Raw genomic sequence first — 22,738 nt, forward strand, 5'->3', positions numbered from 1 at the left:
TGGTCACGCCCCCGCCTTGGCGATGCCGGCGTCGCTGTCTTCGGACTGCCGTGGTTCGGGTACGTCGAGTTGGCCGGTCTCGTGGAATTCGAGCTGCTTCCTGCGGTCGGCGACCAGGCCCTCGGGGCGGAAGCGCATCAGGAGGATGAGCGCGATGCCGAAGAGGAAGAGCTGGTAGTCCTGCATGAACTGCAGCTTGGCCGGGATCAGGTAGAGCAGCGCGGCGCCGACGAAGGGTCCGCTGAGGGTCCCCATGCCGCCGAGGATGACGGCGGCGAGGAGGAAGGCGGAGTTCGGGGGCACGGAGCCGGCGAACTGGTACTGCTCGGGCGTCACGGTGTAGTTGACGTGGGCCTGGACGGTACCGGCGAGTCCGGCGAGGGTGGCGCCGAGGGCGAAGGCGAGCAGCTTGAGCCGGAAGGCGTTGATGCCCATGGCGGTGGCCGCGGTCTCGTCCTCGCGGATGGCGACCCAGGCGCGGCCGATGCGGGAGTCCCCGGAGCGGCGGAAGACCAGCACGACGACGGCGGTGACGACCAGCATCAGCAGGTAGTAGTTGGCCGGCCTGCTGAGCGTGAAGGGGCCGATGTCGTGGCTGAGCCCGAAGTCGATCCCGAACAGGTTGAGGTCCGGGATGCTGGGGATGCCCTGGGAGCCGTTGGTGAGGTCCGGTCCGCTGTTGCCGTTGAGGTTGTTGACCGTGACGCGGAAGATCTCTCCGAAGCCGAGGGTCACGATGGCGAGGTAGTCGCCGCGCAGCCGCAGTGTCGGGGCGCCGATGAGGACGCCGAAGATCAGGGAGACGACGGCTCCGGTGAGCACGGCGGCCCAGAAGGGGAAGTGGACGCCGATCGCGGAGAGCGGGGCGCCGGAGACGAGGGCCGCGGTGTAGGCGCCGACGCCGAGGAAGGCGACGTAGCCGAGGTCGAGGAGGCCGGCGAGGCCGACAACGACGTTCAGGCCGAGGGCCACGGTGGCGAAGATCAGGATGTTCGCACCGATGAGGGCGTATTCGGCGGTGTCCTGGGTGAACGGGAAGCAGAGCGCCGCGACCAGTGCGGCGGTCAGCGTCACGTTGCGGTGCTTCGTGGTCAGCGCGGTGATGCGGGCGATGAGGCCGGCCCGGGTCAGCGCGGTGAACGCGAAGGCCGCGGTGATGAGGAAGCCGATGAACTGCTCGGACTCCTCGGTGGGGATGTCGATGCCGAAGGTGAAGACGTACAGCGCGACACCGAAGCACACGGCGATGATGATGATCTCGGCCCAGCCCGGGAGCGCCTTGGCGCGGGAGACCGAGGGGGCGGCGAGGCTGTTGCGGAAGCGCTGCCAGGCGTTCGGCGCGATGTGCTCGGCCGGGATCGGCACGTCGCTGGGCAGTCCGAGGGAGGCGACCACGGCGACGAGTGCGCCGACGCCGCTGACCCAGGCTCCGGGCTCCAGGTTGACCGCGCCGCCGAGCTCGTAGGAGATGGCGCCCATGGCGTAGCCGGTGGTGCCGAGGGTGGCGAGCGCGAGGAGGCGGACGGGGCTGTTGACGCCGCCGGGGGTGAGCCAGCGCAGTCCCGGGATGCCGTATCCGCAGAGGGTGAACAGGAGGGTGAGGACGGCACCGGTGAGGGTGAGGACCTGGAGGCCGCCGGGGTAGCCGGTGACGGTGAGGTCGCCGGGGAACTCGGAGGTCCAGGTCCAGGGCAGGAAGGTGCCGGCCAGCGCGGCGGCGGCGCCGACGGCGGTGGCGATCCGGGCGACCGGGGCGGGCAGCGGGACGAGGGGGGTCTGGGTGGTCATCCGTATCACGCCCGATCCGCGACGCGTTCGCCGAGCAGGCCCTGGGGCCGCAGCAGCAGGACGACGATGAGGAGGACGAAGGCCCACACGTCCTTCCAGGCACCGCCGCCGAACAGGTCCATGCCGGGGACGTCGCTCATGTAGCCGGTGGCGAGGGATTCGGCGACGCCGAGGACGACGCCGCCGAGCATGGCGCCGTAGATGTTGCCGATGCCGCCGAGCACGGCGGCGGTGAACGCCTTGAGCCCCATGATGAAGCCCATTTTGAAGCCGATCTGGCCGTTCTTGAGCCCGTAGGCGACGGCGGCGACGGCGGCGAACGCGGCACCGATGGCGAAGGCCATGACGATGATGCGGTCCGTGTTGATGCCCATGAGCTTGGCGGTGTCGGGGTCCTGCGAGGTGGCCTGCATGCCGCGGCCGGAGCGGGTCTTGGAGACGAAGAGCCCGAGGGCGATCATGCAGACGGGGGCGGCGATGAGGACGAAGATGTCACCGCGCTGGATGTGGGCGCCGAAGAGGTCGAAGGCCTCGCCCTTGAACTGCGGGAAGGGGCGGTCCTTGGTGGCGTTCGGGTACCACTTCCAGATGGCCTGCTGGAGCGCGAGGGAGAGTCCGATCGCGGTGATCAGCGGGGCGAGCCGGGGGGCGTTGCGCAGCGGCCGGTAGGCGAAGCGTTCGGCGGCGACGCTGACCGCGACGGAGCATATGACGCCGCCGATGATCATGAGGGGGACGATTGCGAGGAGGTTGGAGCCGGCCGGCATCCAGAGGTACACGGTGAGAGCTCCGAAGCCTCCGATCATGAAGATCTCGCCGTGGGCGAAGTTGATGAGCTGGATGATTCCGTAGACCATCGTGTAACCGATCGCGATGAGTCCGTACATCGCGCCGAGGATGAGTCCATTGGCCAGCTGTTGCGGCAGTTCGTGCACCGCAGGGCCTCCGTGGAGTGGTTCGGATATGGCACCGCGCGGGAGCGCTCGTAGCGCTCCCGCGCGGTCTGGTGTCAGTCGTTGCGTGACCGGGAGCGTGTTACGGCTTGTAGGCCTCGCTGAGCTTGGACGTCCACTTGCCGCCGTCGACCTGGTACGCGGTCATCATGGTGTTGGTGGTGTCGCCGAACTCGTCGAAGGAGACCGGGCCGGTGACGCCGTCGAACTTGACCTTGCCGACGGCCTCCAGGACCTTGGCGCGGGCGTCGTCGGGGAGCTTGCCGTCATTGGCGGCGACGACGGCCTTGACGGCCTCGATGATCGCCCAGGTGGCGTCGTAGGTGCCGCCGCCGTACGCCTCGTAGGCGTCCTTGTATCCGGCCGCCTTGTAGTTCGCGATGAAGGTCTTGGCGGAGTCCAGCTCCTCGACGGGCTTGCCGACGGAGGTGGCGATGTCGCCCTGGGCCTTCTTGTTGAGCTTGATGAAGTCGGCGCTGTACATGCCGTCACCGCCCATGAGCGGGATCTGCACGCTGTCCTTGAGCTGCTGGCTCAGGGGGGCGCCGGCGGGGTACTCACCGCCGTAGTAGACGGCCTTGGCACCGGAGCGCTTGACCTTGGTCACGACGGCGTTGAAGTCACGGTCGTCGGGGTTGACGTGGTCCGCGCCGACGATCTTGCCGCCGAGGTCGGTGAACGTCGCCTTGAAGGAGGCGGCGAGACCGGCACCGTAGGGCTTCTGGTCGTCGATGAGGTAGACCTGCTTGATCTTCGCGTCGTTGTACAGGTACTTCGCCGCGAAGGCGCCCTGGATCTGGTCCGTGGTGGCGGTGCGGAAGTAGGTCTTGAAGGGGCGCTTCTTGTCGCCGGTCTTCCAGTTGTCGCCCTGGGTCAGCTCGGTGCCCGTGTTGGCGGGGGAGATCTGCGTCAGGCCGGCGTCGTTGAGCGGCTTCTGCATCGACTGGGAGACGCCGGAGTTCAGCGGGCCGACGACACCGAGGACGTCCTTGCTGTCGATGAACTTCGTGGCGTTCTGCTGGCCGACCGAGGGCTGGGCCTGGTCGTCGAGCGGCTGGATCTTGAAGGTGATCCCCGGGACCGTCTTGTCCTTGTTCGCCGTCTTGGCGGCGAGGTCGGCGGAGTTCTTGATGCCGAGGCCGAGGGCGGACAGGTCACCGGTCAGCGGAGCGTCGACGCCGATGACCACGGTCTGGCTGTCGCCGCCGCTGCTGCCCTTCTTGTCGTCGTCGCGCGACCCGCAGGCGGTGAGCGTCAGTGCTCCTGTGGTGAGCACTGTGGTGAGGATGAGCAAAGAACGGTGTCGCACGAAAAGTCCTTTCCCTGGCGCGGCCTCCTCTGCTTGAGGTGCCGTGTCGTTCGCCGGGCCGTACTGGTTGGTACAGGGCCGTGCTGCAGACGCGCCCGGCGGCGCGGTGACTGGCGGTGACTCTAAGGGCAGCGGTGGGGGTCCGGGATGGGGGTGGAGCAGGATGTGACTGTCTTGTTATGCCCTTGAGCAAGGCTTGAGGTGGCTGTGGGGACATGTACGGCTTTTTACCGGACCGTGAAGTGACCGCATGCTGAGAACGCGCAGCTCTGCTAAGGGGCTTGAGGCGATCTTGGTGCTGTCGCCCGCCGGGGGGTGTGCGCGGCGGTGCGGGGGCACGCCGGGGCACCCGGTGCCTGCGGGCCGGGCTCTTCGTGCCGCGCCGGGGCGCGCGTACATTGCGCGTTTGTTACGCAGTGTTACGTCCGGGGTGGCGCGGTCGACGCGGTGTGCTGGTGGGCAGGCGGGGCGTGGCAGACGAGTGGGCCACGGAACGGGTCATGGGGTCAAGGGCGTTGCGGCCTGGCGATGTGCAAGTTCTGTGTGCGCGGCGGCCGTTGTGCCCGGGTATGACACGGCCCGGCCGGATCGGTGATCCGGCCGGGCCGTGGTGGAAGGGGGTGCCGCGCGGTCAGGAGGCGTCGGCCCGGGGGACGTCGCGCAGCAGGCAGGTGAGGCGGGCGGTACAGACCCGCTTGTCCTGTTCGTCGGTGATGACGATCTCGTACGTGGCGGTGGTGCGGCCGCGGTGTACGGGGGTGGCGACGCCGGTGACGAGGCCGCTTCGTACCCCTCGGTGATGGGTGCAGTTCAGGTCCACGCCGACGGCGACCTTGGTGGCGCCGCCGTGGAGCATGGTGCCGACGGAGCCGAGGGTCTCGGCGAGGACGGCGGAGGCGCCGCCGTGCAGGAGTCCGTAGGGCTGGGTGTTGCCCTCGACGGGCATGGTGCCGACGACGCGGTCCGCGGAGGCCTCGGTGATCTGCACGCCCATGCGCTCGCCGAGGTGGCCGGCGGAGAAGAGGGCGGGGAGGTCGACGCCGAGCGCGGCGTACTCGTCGATGATCTCCTGGGGGAACTTCGGCGCGGTGTGCTCGCCCATGGGGTCCGGCTCCGTCTCTCTGCGGTGGTGCGCTTCTGTGTCCGTCGTTCTTATCAGACGGCTGAGCGGTCGCTTAGGCGGCGTCCGGGGCGGGCGCCGGGGCGGTGTTCTCGAAGCGCACCACGACGGACTTGCTGGCGGGGGTGTTGCTGGTGTCGGCGGTCGAGTCCAGGGGGACCAGCACATTGGTCTCGGGGTAGTAGGCGGCGGCGCAGCCCCGGGCGGTGGGGTAGTGGACGACGCGGAAGCCGGGGGCGCGGCGCTCCACCCCGTCCCTCCATTCGCCGACGAGGTCGGTGTACGCGCCGTCGGCGAGGCCGAGAACGGCCGCGTCGTCGGGGTTGACCAGGACGACGCGGCGGCCCCCCTTGATGCCCCGGTAGCGGTCGTCCAGGCCGTAGACGGTGGTGTTGTACTGGTCGTGCGAGCGCAGGGTCTGCAACAGCAGCCTGCCCTCCGGGAGTTCGGGGAACTCGACGGGGGCGGCGGTGAAGTTGGCCTTCCCGGTGGCGGTGGGGAAGCGGCGCGAGTCGCGCGGAGCGTGCGGGAGCGTGAACCCGCCGGGGTGGGCGACGCGCGCGTTGAAGTCCTCGAAGCCGGGGACGACACGTGCGATGCGGTCGCGGATCGTCCCGTAGTCCCGCTCGAACTCCTCCCAGGGCGTGGCCGACGCGGGCCCGAGCACGGCGCGGGCGAGCCGGGCGACGATGGCGGGCTCGGAGAGCAGATGCGGGCTCGCGGGGGTGAGGTTGCCGCGCGAGGCGTGGACCATGCTCATGGAGTCCTCGACGGTGACGAACTGCCGCCCGCCCGCCTGCACGTCCTTGTCGGTACGGCCCAGGGTGGGCAGGATCAGCGCCCGGGCGCCGGTGACCGCGTGCGAGCGGTTGAGCTTGGTGGAGACATGGACGGTCAGGCGCGCGTTGCGCATCGCGGCCTCGGTGACGGCGGTGTCGGGCGTGGCCGCGACGAAGTTGCCGCCCATGGCGAAGAAGACCTTGGCGTCGCCGTCGCGCAGGGCCTCGATGGAGCGGACCACGTCGTAGCCGTGGTGGCGCGGCGAGGTGATGCCGAACTCCTTGTCGAGCGCGTCGAGGAACGCCGGCGCGGGCCGCTCGAAGATCCCCATGGTGCGGTCGCCCTGCACGTTGGAGTGGCCCCGCACGGGGCAGACGCCTGCGCCGGGGCGGCCGATGTTGCCGCGCAGCAGAAGGAAGTTGACGACCTCGCGGATGGTCGGCACCGAGTGCTTGTGCTGGGTGAGGCCCATCGCCCAGCACACGATGGTGCGCTCCGAGGCGAGGACCAGCGCGAGTGCCTGCTCGATCGCGGCCCGGTCGAGGCCGGTCGCGGCGAGCGTCCCGTCCCAGTCGGCGGCGGCCGCCGCTGCGGCGAACTCCTCGAAGCCATGGGTGTGCCGCTCCACGAACGCCTGGTCGACGGCCCCCTCGGTCTCCAGGATCAGCTTGTTCAGCAGCCGGAAGAGGGCCTGGTCGCCGCCGATACGGATCTGGAGGAACAGGTCGTTGAGCGCGGCGCCCTTGATCATGCCGAGCGGTGTCTGCGGGTTCTTGAAGCGCTCCATCCCCGCCTCGGGCAGCGGGTTCACCGAAATGATCTTCGCGCCCGCCGACTTGGCCTTCTCCAGCGCGGAGAGCATCCGGGGGTGGTTGGTGCCCGGGTTCTGCCCGGCGACGATGATCAGGTCGGCGTGGTGCAGGTCCTCCAGGGACACCGAGCCCTTGCCGACGCCGATGGTCTCGGTGAGCGCCGAGCCGGAGGACTCGTGGCACATGTTGGAGCAGTCGGGCAGGTTGTTGGTGCCGAATTCGCGGGCGAACAGCTGAAGGAGGAACGCGGCCTCGTTGCTGGTGCGCCCGGAGGTGTAGAAGAGGGCCTCGTCGGGGGAGCCGAGCGCGCGCAGTTCCTCGGCCATGATCTCGAAGGCCCGCTCCCAGGCCACCGCCTCGTACCGGTCGGCGCCCTCGGGCAGATACATGGGCTGGGTGATGCGGCCCTGCTGGCCGAGCCAGTAGCCGCTGCGGGCGGCCAGGTCGGCGACCGGGTGGGCGGCGAAGAAGTCGGGGGTGACGCGGCGCAGCGTCGCCTCCTCGGCCACGGCCTTGGCGCCGTTCTCGCAGAATTCGGCGGTGTGCCGCTTGTCGCCCTCGGGCCAGGCGCAGCCGGGGCAGTCGAAGCCGTCCTTCTGGTTGACCTTGAGCAGGGTCCGCGCCGTGCGGCTCACCCCCATCTGCTGCTGGGCGATGCGCAGGCTGTGGGCGACGGCGGGCAGCCCGGCGGCGGCGTGCCGGGCCGGTCCGACCTGCGGTGAGTCCTGGACGGGGTCTCCCGTGGGCGGCTTGCTGGCCATCGTGCTCCCCTTCGAGCCTGCTGCGTCCCCGCGCGGGCCGCAGTGCGTGTGTCCTTCTCCTCGATCCTGGCACGCGGGGCGGACAGCCGGTCCGGTGAGCCGTCGCGGGCGGTCGCCGGTCCGGATTGTCAGTGGGCCGTGGCAGGATCGGGGTGTGGCTGAGACGGCATCGAAGAAGACGGCAGACAACCGACCGCGCCTGCTCCTGATGGACGGGCACTCCCTGGCGTACCGGGCGTTCTTTGCGCTGCCTGCGGAGAATTTCACGACAGGGGCGGGACAGCCGACCAACGCGGTGTACGGCTTCATGTCGATGCTGGCGAACACCCTGCGTGACGAGGCGCCGACGCATTTCGCGGTGGCCTTCGACGTGTCCCGCAAGACCTGGCGCGCGCAGGAGTTCCCCGAGTACAAGGCGAACCGCTCCAAGACCCCGGACGAGTTCAAGGGCCAGGTCGAGCTGATCGGCGAGCTGCTCGACGCGATGCACGCCGACCGTTTCGCGGTCGACGGCTTCGAGGCGGACGACGTCATCGCCACCCTGGCCACCCAGGCCGAGGCGGCCGGCTTCGAGGTCCTGATCGTCACCGGCGACCGGGACTCCTTCCAGCTGATCACGGACAACGTCACGGTGCTCTACCCGACCAAGGGCGTCTCGGAGCTGACGCGCTTCACCCCGGCCAAGGTCGAGGAGAAGTACGGCCTCACCCCCCAGCAGTACCCCGACTTCGCGGCGCTGCGCGGTGACCCGTCGGACAACCTTCCGGGCATCCCCGGCGTCGGCGAGAAGACGGCCGCGAAGTGGATCAACCAGTTCGGTTCCTTCGACGAGCTGGTGGCCCGGGCCGAGGAGGTCAAGGGCAAGGCGGGGCAGAATTTCCGCGACCACCTGGACGCGGTGCGGATGAACCGCCGGCTGACCGAGATGGTCCGCGACGTGGCCCTGCCGAAGACCCCCGCCGACCTGGAGCGCGCCCCCTACGACCGCACCGCGGTCACCGGGGTGCTCGACGTGCTGGAGATCCGCAACCCGAGCCTGCGCGAGCGGCTTCTCGCGGTGGACCCGGGCGCGGCCGAGGACGAGGCCCCCGCGCCCGCCGCGGGCATCGAGCTGGACGGCGCGGTGCTGGGCGCCGGCGAGCTCGCCCCGTGGCTGGCGGAGCACGCCGGGCAGCCGCTGGGCCTCACCTCCGTGGACACCTGGGCCCTCGGCAGCGGCACGGTCACCGAGATCGCGCTCGCCGCGGCGGACGGGGCTGCGGCCTGGTTCGACCCGGCCCAGGTCGACGAGGCCGACGAGCAGGCGTTCGCCGCCTGGCTCGCGGACGCGGGCCGGCCCAAGGTCATGCACAACGCCAAGAGCGCGATGCGGGTCTTCCCGGAGCACGGCTGGCGGATCGAGGGCGTCTCGATGGACACCGCGCTCGCCGCCTACCTGGTCAAGCCCGGCCGGCGCTCCTTCGCGCTGGACGCCCTCGCGGTGGAGTACCTGGGCCGGGAGCTGGCCCCGGCCGCCGCGTCCGACGGGCAGCTGGCCTTCGGCGCCGACGACCAGGCCGAGGCCGACGCGCTGATGGCGCAGGCCCGCGCGATCCTGGACCTCGGTGACGCGTTCACCATCCGCCTCAAGGAGGTCGGCGCCGCCGAGCTGCTCCACGACATGGAGCTGCCGACGTCGATCCTGCTGGCCCGGCTCGAGCGGCACGGCATCGCGGCCGACCGCGCCCATCTGGAGGGTATGGAGCAGCAGTTCGCGGGCGCCGTGCAGCAGGCGGTGAAGGAGGCGCACGCCGCGGTGGGCCGGGAGTTCAACCTCGGCTCGCCCAAGCAGCTCCAGGAGGTCCTCTTCGGCGAGCTGGGCCTGCCGAAGACCAAGAAGACCAAGACCGGGTACACGACCGACGCGGACGCCCTGGCCTGGCTCGCCGCCCAGACCGAGCACGAGCTGCCGGTCATCATGCTGCGCCACCGCGAGCAGGCCAAGCTGCGGGTGACGGTCGAGGGCCTGGTCAAGACGATCGCGGCGGACGGCCGCATCCACACCACGTTCAACCAGACCGTCGCCGCCACCGGCCGGCTCTCCTCCACCGACCCCAATCTGCAGAACATCCCCGTCCGCACGGACGAGGGCCGGGCGATCCGCCGGGGCTTCGTCGTCGGCGAGGGCTTCGAGTCGCTGATGACGGCGGACTACAGCCAGATCGAGCTGCGGGTCATGGCCCACCTCTCCGAGGACGCGGGCCTGATCGAGGCGTTCACCTCCGGCGAGGACCTGCACACCACGGTCGCCTCCCAGGTGTTCGGCGTCGACAAGTCCGCGGTCGACCCGGAGATGCGGCGCAAGATCAAGGCCATGAGCTACGGGCTGGCCTACGGGCTCTCCGCGTTCGGCCTCTCCCAGCAGCTGAACATCGAGGCGGGCGAGGCCCGGGGCCTGATGGACACCTACTTCGAGCGGTTCGGCGGCGTCCGCGACTACCTGCACCGGGTGGTGGAGGAGGCCAGGGCCACCGGCTACACGGAGACGGTCTTCGGCCGCCGCCGCTATCTGCCCGACCTCAACAGCGACAACCGCCAGCGCCGCGAGACGGCCGAGCGGATGGCGCTCAACGCACCGATCCAGGGCACGGCGGCGGACATCGTCAAGGTCGCCATGCTCCACGTCGACCGTGCACTCACGGAGGCGAAGCTCACCTCGCGGATGCTGCTCCAGGTGCACGACGAAATCGTGCTGGAGATCGCCGCGGGCGAGCGCGAGCAGGTGGAGAAGATCCTGCGCCACGAGATGTCGACGGCGGTCCAGCTGCGCGCCCCGCTGGACGTCTCCGTCGGCGTGGGCAACGACTGGGAGTCGGCGGCGCACTGACCGCCGGCGCCGGACGCGGGCACCCGCCGCCCGCGGTGCGGCCGAGGGCGGACCGCCTCAGTCGCCGGCCGGGCTCGTGTCCCGGGCCCGGCCGGCGACGGGGAGCGCCGGTGCGGGGCCGGGGCGGCGGACCAGCCGCAGCCACACCCCCCACAGCACCAGCCCCACCGCGAGTCCGGCGCCCGCGCCGAAGCAGGCGGTGGGGATGATGTCCAGCGGGGTGCTGATGTGCCCGAAGGCGGCGTACCAGCGCGCGCACCGGTGCACGATGCCCAGCAGGACGCACAGCGCGATGCCGCCGCCCGCGTACCAGCGCGCCCGGCGGCCCAGGACCGGTACGGCCGGGGGGACCGGGCGCGCCCCGGCCCGCCGCAGCGCGCTCACCGCGAACCACCCGATCCCGGTCAGGGCCAGCGCCGAACTGCCGTACTGCACCAGCGTGTAGACGGGGAACCCGCCCGCGCCGGCCCCGAGCACCGGCACCAGCCGCACCCCCCACCGGTCGTGATGGGTGAACGCGTCCCAGACGACGTGCGTGGCCGCCCCGAGCACCGCCGACACCACGAACCACGCCGCGTCCCGGGCACCCCGCGGCCCCGCCCCTGGCGCCCGCCGGGCCCCTCGTACGCAGGCGTACACCCGCCCCTGCCAGGTCCGGGGCAGCAGCGCCACCAGAGGTTCCCGCAGCAGCAGCCACAGAGCCACCGTCGCCGCCGTGATCAGGACGTCCACGGTGAAGACCCCCCAGGCCGCGTGGGTGACCTGTCCGAACTCCATGGCGCCCGGAATCGCCGTGTCCGCGTAGTACGTCATGTCGGGGGCGAACGAACCGGCGACGAGGGCCGAGGCGACGAGGGGCCCCCGGCCCGTCCCGTCCCGGCGGATTCCCGGCAGGACGGCGGCGGCGTGGCTGAGCGTGAACGGCATGGGGGAAGTATGCGTGAGCCGTCGTCAGGTGGCGGGGACCGGACAATCTGCGGTCCGGAACGTGAAAAACCGGTAAGAAGACGTCCGGCCGCTGTGTCCGGGCGGCACAAGTTGCCGTAGGGTCGCCTGAGTCCAGGCGCAGGGGAGCGCGGACAGCCGTCGAGGGGGAGGGCCCAGACTTCATGGCAGCGCAATTCGGCCGCCGGCTGCGTAGAGGGGCGACCACCACCGCCGTGGCGGCCGCCGCGGTGGCGGCCCTGTCCGCATCGCAGGCACCCGGTTCACCTCTGACCGCCGCCGAGGGCGGCGACCAGCCGACCGCGGGCTCCACGCCCTCCGGCTCCGGCGACACCGGGGCGTCCGGCGACTCGCCGTACTTCACGGACCTTCCGCCGCTGCACACGCCGGACAAGCCCGGCACCTCCGTCGACCTGCCCGCCACCGGCAGTGCGGAATCGGGCATTCCGGCGTCGGTCCTTGCGGCGTACAAGAAGGCCCAGGGGACCCTCGCGAGCACGGACGCCGCCTGCCGGCTGCCGTGGCAACTGCTCGCCGCGATCGGCAAGGTCGAGTCCGGCCAGGCCCGCGGCGGCCGGGTGGACGCGCAGGGCACCACGCTCTCCCCGATCCTCGGCCCGGCCCTCAACGGCCAGGGTTTCGCCCTGATCAAGGACACCGACAACGGTGCCTACGACGGCGACCGGGAGCACGACCGGGCGGTCGGCCCGATGCAGTTCATCCCGTCCACCTGGGAGACCTGGGGCCAGGACGGCAACGGCGACGGCCGCAAGGACCCCAACAACATCTACGACGCGGCGCTCGCCGCCGGCCGCTATCTCTGCGCCGGCTCCCGCGATCTGTCGGTCGCCGCCGACCTGGACCGGGCGGTCCTGAGCTACAACCACTCGGACGAGTATCTGCGGACCGTCCGCTCGTGGTTCACGTACTACAACCGCGGCACCCACGAGGTCCCGGACGGCACCGGCGTGCTGCCGACCAGCCCCAGCACGGGCAACGGCCCCGGCGGCGGCCACCCGTCCACCTCGCCGTCGCCGTCGACGTCCCCCTCGCCGAAGCCGCACGACCCGGAGAAGCCCAAGCCCCCGGCGAAGCCGAGCCCCGGGCCCTCGAAGCCGGGCGGCATCGGCAAGCCGACCTCGCCCAAGCCGACGCCCGCCCCCACTCCGTCCGAGACCCTGGCCGGGGTGCAGAACGCCGGTACCGGCCCGCTGACCGCCACGGCCGGCGACGCCTTCGCCGAGCGGATCAGGGTGCGGGCGCGCAACTCCGTCGGCGGCCCGCTCGCCAAGGTCTCCGTGACCTTCACCGTCGTCGGTGACACCGACGCCGCGTTCGCGGGCGGGAAGACGAGCGTCACGCTGGCGACCGGGACCGACGGCACGGTCACCGCGCCGGTGCTCGAGGCGGGCGAGAAGACCGGGCAGTTCACCGTGCGCGCCGCGGCGACCGGCACCGCGCTGGCCCCCGTCACCTACAGCGCGACCGTCACCGCCCGGCAGGCCGACGCGATCGTCAGGACCGGCACCGACGTGCCGGCCGCCGCACCCGGCGAGACCTTCGCCGACCTCGTGTTCGCGGCCACGTACAAGGGCGCGGCCGCCGACCGGGTCGCCGTCACCGCCACGATGATCACCGACGACGAGAAGCCGGTCGAGAACGACAAGGGCCCGTACTGCACGGACGACGACGGCAACCCGGTCCGCAGTCTCGTGCTGACCACGGACGCCGACGGCAGGCTCGTCCTGCCGAAGATCTACGCGGACGGCCCGGCGGGTACGTACAAGCTGCGGCTCACCACCGAGGGCGGCGCCACGGTCGTCGTCGAGCTCACGGTCAAGGAGCGCTCCGCCTCCGCCGCCTCCTGACCCCGCGCACGTACGCGACAGCCCCTCGGCCCGCACGGGCCGAGGGGCTGTCGCATGTGTTCTCATCTCGCGCCCCGGTTGCTACGGTGCCCCAGCCCTGACGACCCATCAGCTATGTGCTTCCGGGAGGCCGAGCATGCGCGCCCTTATCGCCGCCGCCATCGGACTGGCCGCCGCCCTCGCCCTCGTCATCACCGTCGGCGCGGTGGGCGCCCCGCCCGGCGAGACCTCCCCCGAACCCCTGCTGACGACCGTCCCGGGCCCCAGGAAATAGCCGTCGGCACCACACCGCCACTGTCGAGGAAGGGCAGCCCATGCGCCGCCGAGCCGGTCTCGTACTCCTGGCCTTCGCCGTCTTCTTCGCCGCGCTGTCCCCGCTGCTGCGCTGGTACGCCTTCCCGCGCCTCGCGAAGATCCCGCCGAACCAGTACCAGGAGACGGTGCTGGAGGCGAAGCCCGCCACCCTCCTCGACTACTCCACCCTCACGGCCAAGAAGGTCGACAGGATCACCATCGTGCAGACCCTCAAGGGCAACGTGGAGGAGTCCGAGCGGATCGAACGCAGCGCCGGCCGCGACGTCGTCGTCTGGGACGCCCTCTCCTACGTCCAGGGGCCCGACGGCAAGATGGTCTCCAAGATCCCCGAGCGCTACATCTTCGACGCCCACAGCCAGGCCCCCGTCCACGCCACCGGCGAAATGGTCGACGGCGACCCGGTCACCCGCGAGGGCATCGAGTTCAAATGGCCCTTCCTCACCGAGAAGCGCGACTACGAGTACTTCGACGCCCAGACCCGCACCAGCTCGCCCATCCACTACAGGGGCACCCGCACCTTCCGCGGCCTGGAGGTCTACTACTTCGAGCAGACCGTCCCGTGGACCGAGGTCCCCATGCCGAAGACGATGCCCATCAAGGGCATCACCCCGGCGCAGATCGCCAGGACCGGGATGACCCGCTGGTACACCACCAAGCGGATGTTCTGGGTCGACCCCGTCACCGGCGCGCCGGTCAACGGCGAGGAGATCCACCGCGAGGAGATGCGCAACGCCAAGGCGATGGGCATGCCCCAGGACACCGTCACCGTGTTCGCCGGCCATGTGAAGATGCGCGAGGACTACGTCGTCTCGATCGTCGACCTCGTCAAGTCCCAGCGCCTGCTGGTCCTGCTGCTCACCTCGTACCTGCCCCGGGGCTTCCTCGGCCTCGCCGCCGTGCTGCTGGCCCTCGCGCTCTGGCTGGAGGCCCGCTCCCGGCGCCCGGACGGGCCCCGGCCCGATCCCGTCCCCGAAGCCGCCCCCGGCCCGGCGCCTACTCCCGCCTGAGCCGCGCCTTCGTGTACCGCGTCGCCTCCACCGTCGCCGGGTCCTCCGGCCACGGATGCCTCGGATACCGGCCGCGCAGCTCCGCCCGCACCGCCTTGTAGCCCTCCCGCCAGAACGACGCCAGGTCCGCCGTCACCGCGGCGGGCCGGCCGGCGGGGGAGAGCAGATGGACCAGCACCGGTACGCCGGCCACCCTCGGGGTCTCCTGGAGACCGAACAGCTCCTGGAGCTTCACCGCGAGCACGGGCTGCGCCCCGCCGTACTCCACCCTGATCCGCGAACCGCTCGGCACCTCGATCCGCTCCGGGGCCAGCTCGTCCAGCCGGGCCGCCTCGCCGGTCGCCCAGGGCAGCAGCCTGCGCAGCGCCTGCCCGGCGTCGATCGCGGCCAGCCCGGACCGCCGCCGGGCCCGCGACAGCTCGGGCTCCAGCCACTGACCGGTACGCTCCAGCAGCGCCCCGTCCGACACATCCGGCCAGGGCGCCCCCAGCTCCCGGTGCAGGAAGGCCAGCCGCTCCCGCAACTGCTCCGCGTCCCGGCTCCAGCGCAGCAGCCCGAGCCCCTCCCGCCGCAGCCCCTCCACCAGCGCCTCACGGACCAGGTCCGGATCGGGCTGCTTCAGCGGGCGCTCCGACAGCTCGACCGCGCCCAGCCGTTCGACCCGGCGGGCCACCACGTCCCGGCCGTCCCAGCGGACCTCCTCGCCCGCGAACCGCAGATGCCCGGCCGCCAGCCGCGCGGTGTCCTCGTCGATGACCGCCGCGAGCCGGACCCTGGCCGACGCCGCGTGCGCCGGCCGGTCCGCCACCGCGACCGCCAGCCAGGGCGCGCTGCGCAGCCGCGAGCCCTCGCCCAGCTCCGCGCCCGTGCCCGAGGCCATCAGGAACGCGCCCTCGCCCCGGGCCCGCGCCACCCGCTCGGGGAACGCCAGCGCGGCGACCAGGCCCACGGCGGCGTCGTCCGGGCCGGCGCCGCCGGCCCCGGAGCCCTTGAGGGAGGAGGACAGCCGCCGCACCTCCTGGCGCCAGCGGGCGGCGTACCCGTCCTTGCCGAGCCGCGCGGTACGCAACGCTGCGGCCAGGTCGTCCCCGTAGTCCCGGGGCGGCTCCTCGCTGAGCAGCGCCACCACCTCGGCGGCCCGGCGGCCCCCGGCCTCGGCCGCCCCGTCCAGCAGGGCCCTCGCCAGCCGGGGATGCAGCCCGAGCCGGGACATCCGCAGCCCCCGCTCGGTGACCCGGCCGTCCGCCCCCACCGCGCCGACCGCCGTCAGCACCTCGCGGGCCGCGCCCATCGCACCCTCCGGGGGCGCGTCGAGCAGCGCGAGCCCCGAGGCGTCCGGATCGCCCCAGCAGGCCGCCTGGAGCGCGAACGCCGCCAGATCGGCCACCTTGATCTCCGGGGACGGGAACCGGGCCAGCCGCCCGTCCTCCGCCTGCTCCCAGCAGCGGTAGACCGTCCCGGGCGCCTCCCGCCCGGCCCGGCCCGCCCGCTGGCGGCCCGCCGCCTGCGAGGCCCGTACCGTCGTCAGCGCGCTCAGCCCCCGCGCGTGGTCCGTGCGCGGCTCCCTGGCGAGCCCGGAGTCGACGACCGTCCGCACCCCGGGGACGGTCAGCGACGACTCCGCCACCGAGGTCGCCAGCACCACCCGCCGCCCCTGCGAGGAGCCCGCGAGCACCGCGTCCTGCACGGCCGCCGGGGCCCGCCCGTGCACCTGGAGGACTTCGGCCGCCACCCCGGACAGCTGACCGGCCACCCGGCCGATCTCACCGACCCCGGGCAGGAAACACAGCACATCGCCGTCCCGCTCGGCCAGCGCCCGCCGCACCACGGCGGCGACATGGCTCAGCAGCGCCGGATCGACCCTCATCCCGTGCGGCGGGCGCACCGGCCTCGGCGGCGGCGCCCACACGACCTCCACCGGGTGCGACACACCCTGCGCCTCGACCACCGGGGCGTCGCCGAGCAGCCGAGCCCAGCCCTCCGCGTCCGTGGTGGCCGAGGCGGCGACCAGCCGCAGGTCGGGCCGGATCGCCGCGCGGACGTCCAGCAGGAAGGCGGCCACCGTGTCCGCGTCCAGATGCCGCTCGTGGCACTCGTCGATGATCACCGCGTCGACGCCCGCGAGCTCCTGGTCGCGCTGGAGCCGCTGGAGCAGCACCCCGGTGGTGACCACCTCGACCACGGTGTCCGGCCCCACCACGCGCTCGCCGCGCACGGTGAACCCGACCCGTCCGCCGGTCCGTTCGCCGAGCAGCCAGGCCATCCGCCGGGCCGCCGCGCGGGCGGCGATCCGCCTCGGTTCGGCGACCACCACCCGGCGCACCGGTCCTTCACCGGTCAGCCCGGCCAGCACCAGCGGGACCAGGGTCGTCTTGCCGGTGCCGGGCGGGGCGCACAGCACCGCGACCCCCCGGTCGTCGAGCGCCCGCCGCAGCGCGGGCACGGCGGTGCGGACGGGCAGCTGGTCCAGGGCCTCGGTGCGGATCACGCCCCCAGTCTCGTACGCGCGGCGCCCGGGCCCCGCACCGGCCGGTGTCTCAGTCCCGGGCGCAGACGAAGATCGCGGTCCCCGGGATCAGATGGCCGCGCAGCGGCGACCAGCCGCCCCACTCCTGATCGTTCCAGGACGGCCACTCCGGCTCCACCAGGTCGAGCAGCCGGAAGCCGCCCGCCACCACGTCCCGCACCCGGTCGCCCACCGTGCGGTGGTGCTCGACGTACACGGCGTTGCCCTGCTCGTCCTGCTCCACGTACGGCGTGCGGTCGAAGTACGAGGCGGCGACGGACAGCCCCTCGGGGCCCGGCTCGTCGGGGAAGGCCCAGCGGACGGGATGGGTGACCGAGAAGACCCAGCGGCCGCCGGGGCGCAGCACCCGGTGGACCTCGCGGAAGACCTGGACCGGATCGGCGACGAACGGCACCGCGCCGTACGCGGAGCAGGCCAGGTCGAAGGAGCCGTCGCGGAAGGGCAGCACCCCGGCGTCCGCCTCGACCAGCGGGATGCCCCCGCCGATCCGCAGCGCGTGCTGGAGCTGGCGGTGGGAGAGGTCCAGGGCGACCGGGCGGGCGCCCTGCGCCGCGAGCCAGCGTGAGCACTGCGCCGCGCCGGCTCCGATCTCCAGGACGTCCAGGCCCTTCAGCGATCCGGCGGGGCCCAGCAGCCCGGCCGTGGCCTCGTCGAGACCCTCGGGGCCCCAGACGAAGCGGTCGTCGCCGAGGAAGGTGCCGTGGTCGCTCTGGTACTCGTCGGCGTTGCTGTCCCACCAGCCCCGGCTGGCCCTGCTGCTCTCGGCCTCACCGGCGCTGCGGCGTGTCGCCTCGGGTTCGGGGGCGTAGATCTCTTGGCTCATCGTGTCCGTCGTTGTAGTTTGCCTTCACCCCGTCGTACGCGGTACGTACCAGGGGGATCTCGTGCGCGCGGGACCCGTGTGTCCGGAACCTCGCCGGGGCCGATGTGGCCTCGGTGAACCTGAGTTGTGCCGGGTATGGGTTGTTCCGCCCCTGGTGTGCGCCTTCGCGCATTGACCGTGCCCTGCTGCCCCCGTATGCTACAAGTTGCGCTGCGAGCCTGCGCGCCTCAGACCTAGCAGGCCGCGCTCGCATCTGTTGTATGTCCCCTCGGTTCACGAGGCGCCTCCCGCTCAGGGGCCGGCGCTTCCCAGGCTGTCCGGCTTCTGCAGAGGCGATACGGGCTCACGGCGTAGCAGTAACTTCGACTCACTGTCCGTACCGGAGCCCTTTCCCACATGACGAGCAGCACCGAGACCACCGCCACCACTCCGCAGGTTGCGGTCAACGACATCGGCGACGCGGACGCGTTCCTCGCGGCGATCGACGAGACGATCAAGTACTTCAACGACGGCGACATCGTTGACGGTGTCATCGTCAAGGTTGACCGGGACGAGGTTCTCCTCGACATCGGTTACAAGACCGAAGGTGTCATCCCGAGCCGCGAGCTCTCGATCAAGCACGACGTCGACCCGAACGAGGTCGTCAAGGTCGGCGACGAGATCGAGGCCCTGGTCCTTCAGAAGGAGGACAAGGAAGGCCGCCTGATCCTCTCGAAGAAGCGCGCTCAGTACGAGCGTGCCTGGGGCACCATCGAGAAGATCAAGGAAGAAGACGGCATCGTCACCGGTACCGTCATCGAGGTCGTCAAGGGTGGTCTCATCCTCGACATCGGCCTCCGCGGCTTCCTGCCGGCGTCGCTCGTCGAGATGCGCCGCGTCCGCGACCTCCAGCCGTACGTGGGCAAGGAGCTCGAGGCCAAGATCATCGAGCTGGACAAGAACCGCAACAACGTGGTCCTGTCCCGCCGTGCCTGGCTCGAGCAGACCCAGTCCGAGGTCCGCCAGACGTTCCTCACGACCCTCCAGAAGGGTCAGGTCCGCTCCGGCGTCGTCTCCTCGATCGTCAACTTCGGTGCCTTCGTGGACCTGGGTGGCGTCGACGGTCTCGTGCACGTCTCCGAGCTGTCCTGGAAGCACATCGACCACCCCTCCGAGGTTGTCGAGGTCGGCCAGGAAGTCACCGTCGAGGTCCTCGACGTGGACATGGACCGCGAGCGCGTGTCCCTGTCGCTCAAGGCGACGCAGGAAGACCCGTGGCAGCAGTTCGCCCGTACGCACCAGATCGGGCAGGTCGTTCCCGGTAAGGTCACCAAGCTCGTTCCGTTCGGTGCGTTCGTGCGCGTCGACGAGGGCATCGAGGGCCTGGTCCACATCTCCGAGCTGGCCGAGCGCCACGTGGAGATCCCGGAGCAGGTCGTCCAGGTCAACGACGAGATCTTCGTCAAGGTCATCGACATCGACCTCGAGCGCCGTCGCATCAGCCTCTCGCTGAAGCAGGCCAACGAGTCCTTCGGTGGCGACCCGGCGTCGGTCGAGTTCGACCCGACCCTGTACGGCATGGCCGCGTCGTACGACGACCAGGGCAACTACATCTACCCCGAGGGCTTCGACCCCGAGACCAACGACTGGCTCGAGGGCTTCGAGGCTCAGCGCGAGGTCTGGGAGACCCAGTACGCCGAGGCGCAGCAGCGCTTCGAGCAGCACCAGGCCCAGGTCATCAAGTCCCGCGAGGCCGACGAGGCCGCTGCCGCCGAGGGCGCTGCCGCCCCGGCCGGCAACGCCCCGGCTGCCTCCGGCGGCAGCGGTGGCGGCTCGTACTCCTCGGAGTCCGCGGACAACTCCGGCGCCCTGGCGTCGGACGAGGCCCTGGCTGCCCTGCGCGAGAAGCTGGCGGGCGGCCAGAGCTGACGCTCTGACCCTCCGGCCGGTCATCGGCCGCAGCAGTGGATGACGGATGAGGCCCGTCCCCTTCGGGGGGCGGGCCTCATCCGTGGGTCCGGCCGGTCCTACGGGGTGACGGCGATGTCGGTCAGGCCGTTGCCGCCCGTGACGGTGTTGCTCGCGTAGACCGTCGTCGGGCAACTCGCGCTGTAGTTGGTGACGTTGATCGCGATCCTTCTGTCGCCCGTCGATCCCGACAGGTCCGAGGCGTTGTCCCGGAAGACGGTCCCGCAGCCCCAGCCGCTCTGCTGGGTGTGCGTCTCGTAGCCGTTGTTGGTCGTACGGGTGCCGTGGTTGCCCTCGACGAGGACGTCGTTGCCCTTCACGTCGACCCAGGAGTCGTCGTAGTTGGCGCCGGTCAGCCCGCTGCCGTCGAAGGTGTTGCCGATGACGCGCGCCCCGGTGGTGCCCTCCTTGATGTCGACGTTCTCGCCGCCGACTCCGGGGCCGATCGTGTTGTCCAGGATCTGCACCCGGTCGCTGCGGTCGGAGAGGTCGCCCGCCGTGCCGACGTACACGCCCTCGCCCATGCCGCGTCCGTCGTGCCCGGTGTCGTAGATCCGGGAGTTCCTGATGACGCCGTCGCTGCTGGACTTGCGGAAGTGGACGCCCTCCATGGTGAGGTCGTGCACGGTCACCGAGTCGATGATCACGCCGTCGGCGGCATCGGCCATGATGCCCTTCTGGCCGCCGGTGACGGTGACGCCCCGCACGGTCCAGTACGAGGCGCCGTTGAGGTGCAGCCCGTAGCCGCCGCCGGCCGTGAGGACCGCCCCGGCGGAGCCGGTCAGGGTGATGCGGGCGGCGGCGGTGCCGGGCACGGTGGTCTTGAAGTTGCCGGTGTACGTGCCGTCGGCGAGGTGGATCGTGTCGCCGGGCGCGGCCGCGGTGAGGGCCGACTTGAGCTGGGCGGCGGTGCTCACCTCGATGACCGTGGCGGCACCCGCCGTGGTGGCGGAGGCGAGCGCGAGGCCACCGGTGGCGAGGGCGGTGGCCAGCAGGGCGGGGAGCAGCGTGCGGGTGCGCATGGGGGTGCCTTCCCGTGAAAGGTCCAGGATGTTCTCGTACATGAATATGGGGCGAGTGCCTGAACTTGCTGCCCAGTGACGGTAGGGACGGGCCGGGGGCGTGTCAAGGTCTGGACCATTGATCGCGAGCCCGGTGAAGCGCGTGAACACAGAGAAACGTGTGGGATACACGAGTAACTGACGGCCCGTAACACCCCCTTGCCAGGATCCCCGGCAACCTCAAGATCCGAAGGGGAGCCGGGACATGACGCATGCTTCGCACCACTCGTCCGCGACGCCGGGCGCGAGCCGCCGCACTTTCCTGCGCAACGTCGGGCTCTCCGGCGGGGCCGGGGCGATGTTCGCCACCATGGGGGCGCTCGGCCTCGCCCCCACCGCCCGGGCGGCAGGCCGCGAACCCGCCTTCCGCGCGCCCAGCAGCAGTGACTTCCACCTGAAGGGCAAGGCCGCGGCCAAGGTGGTCGTGGTGGGCGGCGGCATCGCCGGACTCGCCACCGCCTACGAACTCGGCAAGGCGGGCTACGACTGTACGGTCCTGGAGGCAAGGGGCCGCACGGGAGGCCGCAACTTCACCGTGCGCGGCGGCGATTCCACCACCGACATCCACGGCGTCCAGCAGACCGCGCGGTTCTCCGACGGGCAGTACATGAACGCCGGGCCCGGCCGGATCCCGCAGTGGATGGTCACCCTCGACTACTGCCGCGAACTCGGCGTACCCATCGAGGTTTTCACCAATGTGAACGCCAATGCCTACATCTTCAACGAGAAGTCGGGCATGAAGGCCCCGGTGCGCTACCGCACCGCCAAGGCCGATGTGTACGGCTATGTCGCCGAACTGCTCTCCAAGGCCACCGACAAGGGGGCCCTCGACCGGCAGATCACCGCCGACGACCAGGAGCGGCTGCTGGAATTCCTCAAGGACTTCGGCGACATCGGCGACACCCTCGACTACACCGGAAGCCCCCGGCGCGGCTACCGCGTCGACCCGGCCGCCGCAGGCACCCCCGGTGAGCAGCTCGGCTCCGTCCCCTCCGCATCCGAGGTCTTCGCCAGCGGCGTCGGGCGCTACTTCGCCTTCGAGTTCGAGTACGACCAGGCGATGCTGATGTTCCAGCCGGTCGGCGGGATGGACCGGATACCCGCCGCGCTCACCCGGGCGATCGGGGAGCGCCGGATCCGTACCGGCGCGGCCGTCACCGAGATCACCGACACCGCCCACGGCGTCACCGTCACCTACACCCAGTCCGGCCGCACCCGCCGCATCGATGCGGACTACTGCGTCGCGGCCCTGCCGCCCAACATCCTGGCCGGGACCGCGCACAACCTGGGCCCGGCCGTCCAGACCGCGCTGGAGGCCTGCAAGCCCTCCTCGGCCGGCAAGATCGGGCTCGAGTACCGCAGCCGCTGGTGGGAGAGCGACCACCGGATCTATGGCGGGATCACCGAGACGGACCTGGACCTGGCCCACATCTGGTACCCGTCCTACGGCCACCAGGGCCGGCGCGGAACGATCATCGGGTACTACAACACCGGGTCCGACGCGGACGCGTACGCCGCGCTCAGCCCGCGCGAGCGCGAGGCGCGGGCCGTCGCGCAGGGCGTGAAGATCCACGGGGAGAAGTACCGCACGGAACTCGCCACCTCGTTCTCCCACCACTGGCGCCAGACCCCGTACCTGGAGGCGTCCTGGCACTCCCTGCCGGGCGGCCCGGACGCGCCCGTCTTCGCACCGCTCAACAAGGCCGCCGGACACGTGTACTTCGCCGGGGACTACCTCAGCTACGCGGATGCCTGGCAGCACGGCGCGTTCACCTCGGCCCGGAAGGCGGTCACGGCACTGCACACGCGGGTCCTTGGGTAAACACCATGTGAAGGGGCATGGGCGGGAATGCCCA

The 22,738-nt window shown here is 71.4% G+C and carries 15 protein-coding genes; 6 read left to right on the plus strand and 9 right to left on the minus strand.

Features of this window, described 5'->3' with window-relative positions:
• Positions 1–3: 3 nt before the first annotated feature.
• The 5 genes from RLT58_RS27245 to RLT58_RS27265 form a co-directional block, all read right to left on the minus strand.
• The gene (locus tag RLT58_RS27245) at positions 4–1,788 is read right to left on the minus strand and encodes a branched-chain amino acid ABC transporter permease (protein WP_311313006.1); all 1,785 of its coding nucleotides are present in this window, start codon (positions 1,786–1,788) and stop codon (positions 4–6) included.
• Between the two features lie 5 nt (positions 1,789–1,793).
• On the minus strand, positions 1,794–2,723 hold the full coding sequence (locus RLT58_RS27250; RefSeq protein WP_311313007.1) for a branched-chain amino acid ABC transporter permease: 930 nt from the start codon (positions 2,721–2,723) through the stop codon (positions 1,794–1,796).
• Positions 2,724–2,823: 100 nt separating this feature from the next.
• Positions 2,824–4,035: a branched-chain amino acid ABC transporter substrate-binding protein gene (locus RLT58_RS27255; protein ID WP_311314670.1), complete on the minus strand. Its 1,212-nt coding sequence runs from the start codon at positions 4,033–4,035 to the stop codon at positions 2,824–2,826.
• 646 nt (positions 4,036–4,681) lie between these two features.
• The gene (locus RLT58_RS27260) at positions 4,682–5,152 is read right to left on the minus strand and encodes a PaaI family thioesterase (protein WP_311313008.1); all 471 of its coding nucleotides are present in this window, start codon (positions 5,150–5,152) and stop codon (positions 4,682–4,684) included.
• A 73-nt stretch (positions 5,153–5,225) separates the two neighbouring features.
• Entirely contained in the window at positions 5,226–7,523 is a 2,298-nt protein-coding gene (locus RLT58_RS27265; RefSeq protein WP_311313009.1) for an FdhF/YdeP family oxidoreductase, read from the minus strand.
• A gap of 154 nt (positions 7,524–7,677) precedes the next feature.
• Between RLT58_RS27265 and polA the strand changes: the two genes are divergently transcribed.
• On the plus strand, positions 7,678–10,389 hold the full coding sequence (polA, locus tag RLT58_RS27270) for a DNA polymerase I (protein WP_311313010.1): 2,712 nt from the start codon (positions 7,678–7,680) through the stop codon (positions 10,387–10,389).
• 57 nt (positions 10,390–10,446) lie between these two features.
• Here the strand turns inward: polA and RLT58_RS27275 are convergent, their stop codons facing one another.
• Positions 10,447–11,316 (minus strand): DUF4184 family protein, encoded by an 870-nt coding sequence (locus RLT58_RS27275; protein ID WP_311313011.1) that lies wholly within the window; start codon positions 11,314–11,316, stop codon positions 10,447–10,449.
• A gap of 182 nt (positions 11,317–11,498) precedes the next feature.
• Here RLT58_RS27275 and RLT58_RS27280 point away from each other — a divergent pair, with 182 nt between their 5' ends.
• The 3 genes from RLT58_RS27280 (at position 11,499) to RLT58_RS27290 (ending at position 14,524) form a co-directional block, all read left to right on the plus strand.
• Complete coding sequence (locus tag RLT58_RS27280; protein WP_311313012.1) at positions 11,499–13,202, plus strand: lytic transglycosylase domain-containing protein; 1,704 nt, start codon at positions 11,499–11,501, stop codon at positions 13,200–13,202.
• Between the two features lie 136 nt (positions 13,203–13,338).
• Positions 13,339–13,476, plus strand: a complete 138-nt coding sequence (locus RLT58_RS27285) for an SPW_0924 family protein (protein WP_311313013.1) — start codon at positions 13,339–13,341, stop codon at positions 13,474–13,476.
• Between the two features lie 40 nt (positions 13,477–13,516).
• On the plus strand, positions 13,517–14,524 hold the full coding sequence (locus tag RLT58_RS27290; RefSeq protein ID WP_311313014.1) for a cell envelope lipid trafficking protein PgfA: 1,008 nt from the start codon (positions 13,517–13,519) through the stop codon (positions 14,522–14,524).
• Here RLT58_RS27290 and hrpB read toward each other — a convergent pair.
• Both hrpB and RLT58_RS27300 read right to left on the minus strand, forming a co-directional pair.
• Complete coding sequence (hrpB, locus tag RLT58_RS27295) at positions 14,511–17,012, minus strand: ATP-dependent helicase HrpB (protein WP_311313015.1); 2,502 nt, start codon at positions 17,010–17,012, stop codon at positions 14,511–14,513. The two genes, RLT58_RS27290 and hrpB, sit on opposite strands and share 14 nt — an antisense overlap.
• A 49-nt stretch (positions 17,013–17,061) precedes the next feature.
• Entirely contained in the window at positions 17,062–17,874 is an 813-nt protein-coding gene (locus tag RLT58_RS27300; protein ID WP_311313016.1) for a class I SAM-dependent methyltransferase, read from the minus strand.
• A gap of 396 nt (positions 17,875–18,270) precedes the next feature.
• On the opposite strand from RLT58_RS27300, the gene rpsA reads away from it, so the two are divergent.
• Positions 18,271–19,782, plus strand: coding sequence for a 30S ribosomal protein S1 (rpsA, locus tag RLT58_RS27305; RefSeq protein ID WP_306052736.1), 1,512 nt, complete (start codon positions 18,271–18,273; stop codon positions 19,780–19,782).
• A 98-nt stretch (positions 19,783–19,880) separates the two neighbouring features.
• On the opposite strand, the gene RLT58_RS27310 is transcribed toward rpsA, so the two are convergent.
• Positions 19,881–20,843: a right-handed parallel beta-helix repeat-containing protein gene (locus RLT58_RS27310; protein WP_311313017.1), complete on the minus strand. Its 963-nt coding sequence runs from the start codon at positions 20,841–20,843 to the stop codon at positions 19,881–19,883.
• Positions 20,844–21,180: 337 nt separating this feature from the next.
• On the opposite strand from RLT58_RS27310, the gene RLT58_RS27315 reads away from it, so the two are divergent.
• Positions 21,181–22,704: a flavin monoamine oxidase family protein gene (locus RLT58_RS27315; protein ID WP_311314671.1), complete on the plus strand. Its 1,524-nt coding sequence runs from the start codon at positions 21,181–21,183 to the stop codon at positions 22,702–22,704.
• The last annotated feature ends 34 nt before the right edge of the window (positions 22,705–22,738 follow it).

This window comes from Streptomyces sp. ITFR-16 (assembly GCF_031844705.1).
GTDB lineage: Bacteria > Actinomycetota > Actinomycetes > Streptomycetales > Streptomycetaceae > Streptomyces.

Coding starts and splice junctions, on each gene's coding strand:
- rpsA (WP_306052736.1), top strand. CDS start 18,271: ATGACGAGCAGCACCGAGACCACCGCCACCACTCCGCAGGTTGCGGTC.
- RLT58_RS27275 (WP_311313011.1), bottom strand. CDS start 11,316: ATGCCGTTCACGCTCAGCCACGCCGCCGCCGTCCTGCCGGGAATCCGC.
- RLT58_RS27315 (WP_311314671.1), top strand. CDS start 21,181: ATGTTCGCCACCATGGGGGCGCTCGGCCTCGCCCCCACCGCCCGGGCG.
- RLT58_RS27290 (WP_311313014.1), top strand. CDS start 13,517: ATGCGCCGCCGAGCCGGTCTCGTACTCCTGGCCTTCGCCGTCTTCTTC.
- RLT58_RS27285 (WP_311313013.1), top strand. CDS start 13,339: ATGCGCGCCCTTATCGCCGCCGCCATCGGACTGGCCGCCGCCCTCGCC.
- RLT58_RS27280 (WP_311313012.1), top strand. CDS start 11,499: ATGGCAGCGCAATTCGGCCGCCGGCTGCGTAGAGGGGCGACCACCACC.
- RLT58_RS27265 (WP_311313009.1), bottom strand. CDS start 7,523: ATGGCCAGCAAGCCGCCCACGGGAGACCCCGTCCAGGACTCACCGCAG.
- RLT58_RS27245 (WP_311313006.1), bottom strand. CDS start 1,788: ATGACCACCCAGACCCCCCTCGTCCCGCTGCCCGCCCCGGTCGCCCGG.
- RLT58_RS27310 (WP_311313017.1), bottom strand. CDS start 20,843: ATGCGCACCCGCACGCTGCTCCCCGCCCTGCTGGCCACCGCCCTCGCC.
- RLT58_RS27300 (WP_311313016.1), bottom strand. CDS start 17,874: ATGAGCCAAGAGATCTACGCCCCCGAACCCGAGGCGACACGCCGCAGC.
- RLT58_RS27260 (WP_311313008.1), bottom strand. CDS start 5,152: ATGGGCGAGCACACCGCGCCGAAGTTCCCCCAGGAGATCATCGACGAG.